Origin of the sequence: Gordonia oleivorans (assembly GCF_040044975.1) — a bacterium.
GTDB classification, from domain to species: Bacteria; Actinomycetota; Actinomycetes; order Mycobacteriales; family Mycobacteriaceae; genus Gordonia; species Gordonia oleivorans.
Window position 1 is genome coordinate 1 of record NZ_JBDZDI010000039.1, and the last position, 8,533, is coordinate 8,533.

The 8,533-nt window shown below is 66.5% G+C and carries 9 protein-coding genes and 2 pseudogenes; 5 read left to right on the plus strand and 6 right to left on the minus strand.

Features of this window, described 5'->3' with window-relative positions; translation table 11 throughout:
- Positions 1–7: 7 nt before the first annotated feature.
- Positions 8–382 (minus strand): ArdC family protein, encoded by a 375-nt coding sequence (locus tag ABLE92_RS25800; protein WP_496560852.1) that lies wholly within the window; start codon positions 380–382, stop codon positions 8–10.
- Positions 383–695: 313 nt separating this feature from the next.
- On the opposite strand from ABLE92_RS25800, the gene ABLE92_RS25805 reads away from it, so the two are divergent.
- Complete coding sequence (locus ABLE92_RS25805) at positions 696–1,082, plus strand: hypothetical protein (protein WP_348807641.1); 387 nt, start codon at positions 696–698, stop codon at positions 1,080–1,082.
- Positions 1,083–1,137: 55 nt separating this feature from the next.
- Here ABLE92_RS25805 and ABLE92_RS25810 read toward each other — a convergent pair whose 3' ends face one another.
- From ABLE92_RS25810 to ABLE92_RS25830, 5 genes are all read right to left on the minus strand, one after another.
- Entirely contained in the window at positions 1,138–1,509 is a 372-nt protein-coding gene (locus ABLE92_RS25810; RefSeq protein ID WP_348807642.1) for a hypothetical protein, read from the minus strand.
- 382 nt (positions 1,510–1,891) lie between these two features.
- On the minus strand, positions 1,892–2,251 hold the full coding sequence (locus ABLE92_RS25815; RefSeq protein ID WP_182155034.1) for a hypothetical protein: 360 nt from the start codon (positions 2,249–2,251) through the stop codon (positions 1,892–1,894).
- An 86-nt stretch (positions 2,252–2,337) separates the two neighbouring features.
- Entirely contained in the window at positions 2,338–3,933 is a 1,596-nt protein-coding gene (locus ABLE92_RS25820) for a ParB/Srx family N-terminal domain-containing protein (RefSeq protein ID WP_182155036.1), read from the minus strand.
- Positions 3,934–4,032: 99 nt separating this feature from the next.
- Positions 4,033–4,311, minus strand: a complete 279-nt coding sequence (locus ABLE92_RS25825) for a hypothetical protein (protein ID WP_068970855.1) — start codon at positions 4,309–4,311, stop codon at positions 4,033–4,035.
- A 31-nt stretch (positions 4,312–4,342) separates the two neighbouring features.
- Positions 4,343–4,573 (minus strand): hypothetical protein, encoded by a 231-nt coding sequence (locus ABLE92_RS25830; RefSeq protein ID WP_068970854.1) that lies wholly within the window; start codon positions 4,571–4,573, stop codon positions 4,343–4,345.
- Between the two features lie 665 nt (positions 4,574–5,238).
- On the opposite strand from ABLE92_RS25830, the pseudogene ABLE92_RS25835 reads away from it, so the two are divergent.
- The 4 genes and pseudogenes from ABLE92_RS25835 to ABLE92_RS25855 all read left to right on the plus strand — a co-directional run.
- A pseudogene (locus ABLE92_RS25835) lies at positions 5,239–5,481 on the plus strand (transposase); the annotation flags it as partial.
- Between the two features lie 837 nt (positions 5,482–6,318).
- Positions 6,319–7,043: pseudogene (locus tag ABLE92_RS26260) on the plus strand (reverse transcriptase domain-containing protein); the annotation flags it as partial.
- Between the two features lie 163 nt (positions 7,044–7,206).
- Positions 7,207–7,614, plus strand: a complete 408-nt coding sequence (locus ABLE92_RS25850) for a group II intron maturase-specific domain-containing protein (RefSeq protein WP_348807646.1) — start codon at positions 7,207–7,209, stop codon at positions 7,612–7,614.
- A 103-nt stretch (positions 7,615–7,717) separates the two neighbouring features.
- Positions 7,718–8,428: an IS3 family transposase gene (locus ABLE92_RS25855; protein ID WP_348807645.1), complete on the plus strand. Its 711-nt coding sequence runs from the start codon at positions 7,718–7,720 to the stop codon at positions 8,426–8,428.
- The last annotated feature ends 105 nt before the right edge of the window (positions 8,429–8,533 follow it).

Below are 8,533 nucleotides of genomic sequence, written 5' to 3' on the forward strand. Positions count from 1 at the left end.
CACCCGGTTACACGGGTCGATCGGCCTGGTCCCGCCCAACGAGTACGAGGCAACCTACTACGCTGGGGTCACTACCAGCAGGTAGCCCACCAACGAGGTGGCACGAAACCTGGGGTGCTTCACCCTTGCGGACGTGGCGTCCGAGTTCGAGCCATTTGTTGTATCCGGCGACCTGGGAGGCGTCGGGGCGCTGGGCGATGATCAGTAACAGGTTGTTGAGGCTGTAGGCGTGGAACTTGGTGGCGTAGTCGAGGAACGCGGCCCACTCGCCGGTGTTGGTGAGCGCGGCGACTTTGTCGGTGATGGTGGCGTGCAGCTGCGTGGCGAGTTCGCGGCGTGCGGCGGCTCGGTCTTCGCGGCTAATGGTGGCGGTACGGGCCATGGTGGTTGCCTCCCTGCGGTGTGGGCCTCGGCGGGCCGGTGCTTTGCGTGACACCTGCCATGTCTTTGCCGGCGGGAGGTCGGGGCAAGGGTGTTCACAGCGACAAAGTTGCCCGGACCGAAGGTCTGAAACCCGTAGGGCGGGCCAGTTTTTCGCGGCCCTTGTCGCCGTGCCGACCAGAGGTAAGACAATGGTGGGGGTCAGCAAAGCAACCCCGATGCGGTTGGGTGGCGGCGTAGCCGCTTCCGATCAGGTGGCGGCGCAGCCGCCAGAGGCAGCACCGTCGGTGCGAGCGCCGGTTACCGTGACGGTTGTGGGTAGCCCAGCTGACGAATCGCTCGACGTCGACGACGACGAGTATCCGTTGTGCTCGTTCTGCGGTCGCGAGAGGCCGGTGTGGCTGCACGACTTGGACCCGGACAAGACGAGGTTCCGCAAGTACGGCAAGGGCCACACCCTGAGTACCTGGTGGGCGCTGTGTCAGGTGTGTGAGGACGCGTATCAGTCCGGGGACGAGGACCGGGCGGTGGGACGCATGATGGTGCTCGACAGCGAGTGGAACATCGACTGGCACATGGCCGAACGCACCGGGACCACCTTCGATCTTGTGGAGAGCGTTCGCAAGCCGTTGCGGGTGTGCCGTGCGGCCGATCGTGGTCGGCGCCGCATTCGCAGGCGCGGGGACACCGAGAACTCGTGACGGCACAAACGCCGAGCCGGGGCCGCCGTGGTGGCGACCCGGGCCCGCTGCCGGGTTAGGCGATCCAGCGTCCCGGGGTGATCTGGGTCTCGAGTCCGCCGAGCTTGGCGGCGAAGGCGGCGGCGTCGGCGAGGATGGGCCAGGGCTCGGTGAGTACCCGCTGCCAGGCGGCCCAGTCGGTGTCGTCGCCGATGATGGTGGCGGCCAGGTCGGGGTGGCGGCTCTCGGCGATCATCGTGGCGAGCTCGCGAGCTGCCCCGGCCCGGCGGGCCGTGGTTCGGCCGGCGGCGATGAGGTGCAGGCCGGCGTCGTGGATGGGGTCGGCGGTCTCGGGGTTGGTGGCGACGAGGTCGGCGGCGGCCCAGAGCAGATCGGCGGGGCTGCCGACGGCCGCGGCGGTGTCCACGGTGTGAGCGATGTAATCCATGAGGAGGTCCCTTCGTTGTGGTCCGGCCGGTGTGGGCGGACGTCGAGAGACCTGTGCTGACCGGACGAGGGTGGGCTGTCAACCCCGGAGAGGCAGGCGCGCCGGAAGCCACTTTCGGTTGCGAGCGCAGCGAGTGCGGGTTACCGAAAGTGGTTGGAGCGCACGGGCGGAGCGTAGCGGAGAACGGGCGATAGCCGCCTGGTGTGGGTTGACAGTTCGGGCCCCCGGTCGGTCACACTTGGTCGACGTGCGCGCGCAATAGGTGACCACCCACCTGACTGGGAATCTCCCCGGGTCGGGGGCGCAGCGCAGCGGAGCCACCGGGCCGGGACAATGCTGTGCGGCCGTCAGGTCGCTCCGCTGTGCCCCTCGGGCTGGTCGGTCAGCCGGTGGTCGTGCGGCAGGTTCGGCATTCCCACTGCCCGTTAATGAGGGCGCACTTTCGGCGTTCCTCGCACAGCCAGCAGGTTTGTCCGGGCTTCTCCTGTTCGTCGGCCTGGATCGCGCGGTGTTGCTCGGCGGCGGCGTCGATGCGTAGTTGTTCCTGGGCGCGGTAGGCCAGGGCGACGTCGTGGTCGCGGGCGGTTTGGACGTCGGCGGTCATCGGCTGGCCGCCGGGGTTGTGGCGCAGGAAGGGGCCGAAGTCGCGGCGGCACTGTCCGCAGGGGTGGCCTTGGGTGTCGGTGGGGTTGGCGCAGCCTGGGAGGGCGCAGCGGGGGAGCAGTTCGCCGGTGATGGTCACGATGTTTCCTCGAGGTGGCGGGTGTGAGCGTGGCCGGGGGCGGTGGGCCGCGACCGTGAAGGTTCGCGGCCCACCGCACAGCTGGTCTAGTCGAGTGGCACGTCGGCTGCCTGCTTGTCACCGGCGATGACCTGCTCGACGTCGGAGAGGGTGTAGCCGGTCACCTCCACGAGGAAGTGCAGGTAGCCAGCGCGGGCGCTGACCTGGCTGCCGCCGAGGTAGTGGCGGTCACCGACGTTGCGCCAGGCGTCTTTCCACATGTGCGCTTCCCGCGATGCCAGGGCGATGCCGAGTCCGATGATCTGGGCGCGGTCGGCGGTGGTGGCCTGCTCGATCAATTCGGCGGGGTCGCCGCCGAGGATCGTGGCCGCGATCTCGGCGGCGTTGCCCTGGCTGCTGTTCGCGCCGAACATGTCGTGATGGGCGCGCATCGCGGTCGCGATGAATTTCGCGACCGTCGGGGCGCTGCCCTTGGGCAGGGTCTTGCGGGCCAGCCATGCGGTCAGCTTCTCGATCCGCACCTCGCGGGCGGTGAGGCTGGCGGCGTTGAGGACCCGCACCCGGCGGCGTTCCTGCTTGCGTGCCTCCTTCTCAGCGGGGTCCTCCTCGGCGGGGGTGGTCGTGGCCGAGCTGGTCGCCGTGCTGCCGCTGTAGGTGCGGAAGCTCATCCCGAGGTCACGGAACTCGTTGACGTACCAGGTGGTTTCGATCGACCGGTTCTCGTGGCGGGTGAGGGCACGAGGGTCGTGCAATCCCTCGTCGGGCTGGGCGTCGGCGGGGGTGTCCTCCTCTGTGAGGTCCCAGTCGATCAGGTCCTCGTCGATGGTGTTGCCCTCGGCGTCGGTCCACCATTCGGTCACGTCGGCCCACACGTAGGCGAGGCGCTGGTCGGTTGGCACGTCGTCGACCTGTGCGGGCGTGCCGTCGGCGGTGACGAGGCGTTCCAGACGGGCGCGGGTGTGCCGGTAGTCGGGTTCGCGGGTGACGGTCTCGATGCCGTCGGCGGTGTAGATCGCGACCTGGGCCAGTACCTCGGCCCGCTGGTCGGCGTTGTCGGCCAACAGTTTGGCCTGATGCTCAAACACACCGGATGCGGCGGCGTCAAGGAGCCATTGCTGCGCTTCGGGGTCGTGGTCGTAGGCCGCGACGGTCGCGGACTGCTCCAACGTCAGCGCTGCGCCCCGCTCGATCAAATCCAGGGTCGTTTCGGACTTCGCCAGCGCGAGGGTGGCGTCCACGTCCTTCTTCTTCGTGCGAGTGGCCTTGGCGATCTTCGTCGCCGACATCCCGGCAAGCGCGAGTTGTTCGATTGCGGCCACGCGGTCACGGTTGCGGAGGCCTTCGCGCTCGAAACTGGCCAGCTGCTCCACGATTCGATCCACCGTCAGGGCCTTGTCGTCGGCGTCGGTCGCGACCGGGACCACGTAGACCGGAACGGTGGGAAGGGCGTTCTTACGCGCGGCCAGGGTCCGGCGCTGCCCGTCGCGCACCCGGACCTCGCCGTCGACCTCGACAGCGAGGATGGGTTGGCGCACGCCGTCGCGGATCGAATCGACGAACTCGGCGGTCAGGGTGGCCTCGGCCTCGGTGCGAATGTTGGTGTCGATGACCAGATCGGCCGGGTTGAGGTGGCGCAGCTCGCCCGTCGCGGTGACGGTCTCGGTGGTGGTGTTGTGTGTCATGGGGTTTCTCCCTTACTGTGGTGGGTGAGACCCCGGCCAGCTTGACCCTGGCCGGGTTTTCTTTTGTCCGCGTACCGGATTGCGACGCGGAAGCTTCTTTTACAGGTCGCCGATCTCTTCCCAGTGGGCGATCGCGTCGGCGGCGGCGAGGGCGGGGGACAGGTCGTTGTTGTATGCGTCTTTCCAGCCGAAATCGGGCAGGTCGCGGTGGCTGAATCCGTTGGTGCGTCTGCGGATTGCTCGGTCGACTCCGTACATCCACACGGCGAATTCGCGGTCGCCGTCGGCCTCGGTGAGGCGGTTCGGTTCGTGCTGGGCGATCTGGTCGGCGGCGGCGTCGACGTTGGCGGGGTCCTTGGTGGCGATCCAGGCGTTCATGTCGGTGGGTCCTTTCGGGTTGTTGTGCGGGTTAGTCGTGGGTGAAGGTGCGGCCTGCGCCGAGTTGGTCGATTCCGCAGCATTCGCAGAGCCAGTAGCCGGGTGGGTCGATGTCGTCGGCCTGGGTCAGGTAACCGTGATCGGCCATGAACGCCAGGACCTGGGCGGTGCTCTCGGTGTTGAGGGCGGTCATGTCTCCGTAGGCGACGGCGACCGCGCAGCTGTTGCACAGCTGGTAGGCGGTGGTGGTGGCGCTGGTCATGGTGACCCCTCCCGTTGTGAGTGCTGGTTTGCGTTTGCACTGGCCATCTCTTTGCCGGAGGGAGTGGGCTGCAAGGGAGGAAGTGAAAAAGTCATCCGGGCCGTAGGCCTGCAAACCCGTAGGGCGGGTTAGTTTTTCACGCCCTTGCGGGCCGCGAGTGGAGGTAAGAGAATGCGGCAGGGCAACGCAAACCAACTCAGCCCGAAGGGCTCAGGGCGCGGCGTAGCCGCTCCGATGAGGTGACGGCGCAGCCGGCAGACAAACCGCAACCGGTCGGGGCCGGCGACCTCGTCTCGGGAGGTCGGGCACACCGGACGCACAAGGCAGTCGGGGTGATTGTGCGGGAGCGACGCGGGCCGCGGTAGGGCTCGGTGTCGCGGCAGCACAACGTCGTCTTTGAAAGTGGGCGCATCTCGTGGCGCTCACGCCCTCGTGGTGGGTGCGGCGGCGGATGCCGAGTCGATCAGTACTGACGTAGAAGACACGGCGGGTGGCCTCGAAGCTCAGTGCGGATACCTGGCCTACCCAGACTCCGATGAGATCGTGACACCGGACGGCAAAGTGAACCGCCCCGGGTTTGTCGGAGGCTCTCGAATCTGTGAAGGATGGAGAGCATGGCAGCACCACGGAAGTACAGCGTTGAGCTGAAGGAGCGGGCGACGCGGATGGCGGTGGAGGCCCGCAAGGACCCAGCCACGCGACCAGGGGCGCTCAAACGGATCGGCGATCAACTCGGTGTGCACCCGGAGGCGCTTCGCACCTGGGTCAAGCAGGCCGAGATCGATGGCGGGGACCGCCCGGGGACCACGACCAGCGAGGCTGAGCGGATCGCGCAGCTGGAACGGGAGAACCGGGAGTTGCGGCGGGCGAACACCATCTTGAAGCAGGCATCGGCTTTCTTTGCGGCGGAGATGTGCGCCACGAGGCGCTGGGTATATCGAGAGGTGGTGAGAGACCGTCTCTTTTGGGTCGTCGCAGCGGCCTGATGAAGCTGGGGGCAGCCTGATCCGGGGAGCGCCGGGAAGGGTGGCAAGCGGCCCCGACAAAGGCGAGTCGTGCTGGTACTGCCAGACGGTGCGGGCTCGTCGAGCAAGGTCAGAAGGTACAGCGTGAGCGAACCAGTGATGGACGCCCCGTAACCGCGAAGCCGGCTCCAACCTGGCGGATCTGGGCCGGTCTGCAGTGCTCGACATCCTCTATCTCCGAGGGTTTCGTCTCCGAGGCCGTGTATTTCGGGCGGTGAGGAGGCCACGGTGAAGGTCTGCGGCGTAGCCGTGGCGATGCTGCCGGGGTAAAGCTGGGTGCCTCCCTGACCGATCGATTTCCTGGTGAACGTGGGAACCGACCTGTGTGTGGCCCGTCGTGGCGAGCATCCGGCTCGTCGTGGTGGAAGGCCCGTGTCCGGCTGACAGGTGCAGGTTGGGGCAGAGGTCTCGTAGTAGTCGCGGGTGGTGACGTGCCCGTCTCGGCGGCCGTGAGAGACGGCTACAGGGCGAAGGGGACCAGCGAAAGACGCAGTGGCAGTAGTGGAATGTCAGGAGGAGTGGTCGACGGTGAATACCGACGAACTGGAGTCCGCGCTGGTGCAGGCGGAACGCCGGGTACTGAAGATCCAGACCAAACTGCATCGTTGGGCACGCGATGATCCGCATCGCAGGTTCGACGATCTGTTCAATGTTGTTGCCGATCGCGCGTTTCTGTTGGTGGCGTGGAATCGGGTGAGCGGGAACAAGGGTGCCGCAACTGCTGGGGTGGATGGGCGTACCGCGTCCAGCGTCGCGCAGGTGCAGGGCGTTGAGGAGTTCCTTGACGGATTGCGGTCTGGTCTGAAGGACCGCAGTTTCCGGCCGGTGCCGGTCCGTGAGCGGATGATCCCCAAGAGTGGCGGTAAGTTGCGCCGACTGGGTATCCCCACGATCGCTGACCGGGTGGTCCAGGCATCGTTGAAGCTGGTGTTGGAGCCGATCTTCGAAGCGGATCTTCTGCCGTGTTCTTACGGGTTCCGTCCGAAGCGCCGGGCTCATGACGCGGTGGCCGAGGTGCGTACCTCGCGACCCGACCTCGCTGTTACGAGTGGGTTGTTGAGGGAGACATCAAGGCATGTTTCGACGAGATCGACCACACGGCCCTGATGGGCCGGGTGCGTCGACGTGTCGGCGACAAACGCGTCCTGGCCGTGGTGAAGGCATTTCTGAAGGCGGGCATCCTCACCGAGGACAAGTTGCTGGAAGACACCACCGCCGGTACCCCGCAGGGTGGGATTCTCTCACCGCTGCTGGCGAATATCGCCTTGTCGGTGCTCGACGAGTACATCGCCGGGCTCGCGGGCGGGCCGAATACCGGCAAGGCCGAGCGGGCGGCACGCCTGCGCCACGGCCTGCCGAATTTCAAGCTCGTCCGCTACGCCGATGACTGGTGCCTGATGATTCGGGGCACCAGGGCCGATGCCGAGCAGTTCCGAGAGGACATCGCCGCCGTGCTGGCGACGATGGGGCTGCGTCTGTCACCGGACAAAACCCTGATCACCCACATCGGGCGACGGGTTGGATTTCCTCGGGTGGCGCATCCAGCGACATCGCAAACGAGGAACCAACCGGCACTACGTGTATGTCTATCCGTCCAAGAAGGCCGTGGTGGCCGCGTGCCGGAAGATCAAGACGTTGTGCAGACAGATCGGGGTCGGCCAACCGCTCGATGTCCTGTTACGCCGCGTGAACGCGAGTGTGCGGGGATGGGCGGGGTATTTCCGGGCCGGGGTGTCCTCGGCGGTCTTCTCGTACATCAGCCACTACCTGTGGCAGACGGTGTGGAGATGGTTACGCCGCAAACACCCGAAAACGACTTGGACGCAACTCCGCCGCCGCTATTGCGGCGGCGGATGGTGGCCCGCTGGGGAGGAACGGGAACTGATCGATCTGGAGAAGATCGGCACCACCCGATACCGCTACCGCGGTTCGGTGATCCCTTCACCCTGGCCAGAACCTGTCGACACGGTGAACGCCGATGCCACAACGGCTCTCGTGGAGAGCCCGGTGCATTGAAAGGTGCACGCCGGGTTCGGGAAGCGGTCCGGGGAGACGGAAATGCCGCAAGGCATTCACCGCGCCCCGGGCCGACTTTCATCGACCGCCCACAGCGTTGATCGTGGAGTTCGTCGCCGCTTTCCGCGACGAACACGGAGTCGATCCGATCTGCGCGGCCCTGCGCGACACGGCCGCCCAGATCGCTCCGTCCACAGTCCGAGCCCATCTGAGCTCTCGACGAGTCGAGGCGCCACGGGTGGTCCGTGACCGCGAGATCCTCGGTGAGATCCGCACCGTGCATGCCGACAATCTCGGCGTCTACGGTGCCCGCAAAGTCCACGCCGAACTACGCAGAAAGGGTATCGGCGTGGCCCGGTGCACCGTCGAGCGGTTGATGAAAGCTGATGGGCTGCAGGGGATAACGAGATCCAAGACGCGGAAGACCACGCACAGCGAGGGGGCCGAAACTCCGCAGCCGGCCGATCGTGTCGAACGGCAGTTCACCGCGGCGGCGCCCAACGCGCTGTGGGTGGCGGACCTGACCTACATCCGCACACACTCGGGGTGGGTGTATGCCGCGTTCATCCTCGACGTCTTCTCAAGGATGGTCGTGGGCTGGCAGGTCTCGACCACCATGCACACCGACCTCGCGCTCGACGCCTTGGATATGGGGTTGTGGGCGCGGTCGCGTGCCGGCCAGGGCGTGGCCGGGCTGATTCACCACTCCGACCGCGGAGTGCAGTATCGAGCCATCCGCTACACCGAACGTCTCGCCGAAGCAGACGCAGTGACTTCTGTTGGCTCCAAGGGTGATTGCCTGTTGACCGGCTAATCCGGAGCCCGGGGCTACGGTGAAACAGACACGCCGACAACGGAAGATACTTGACCGGGGTTGACGGTGGCGTTACACCTGTCTCATGACGGATCGGCAGTTGCT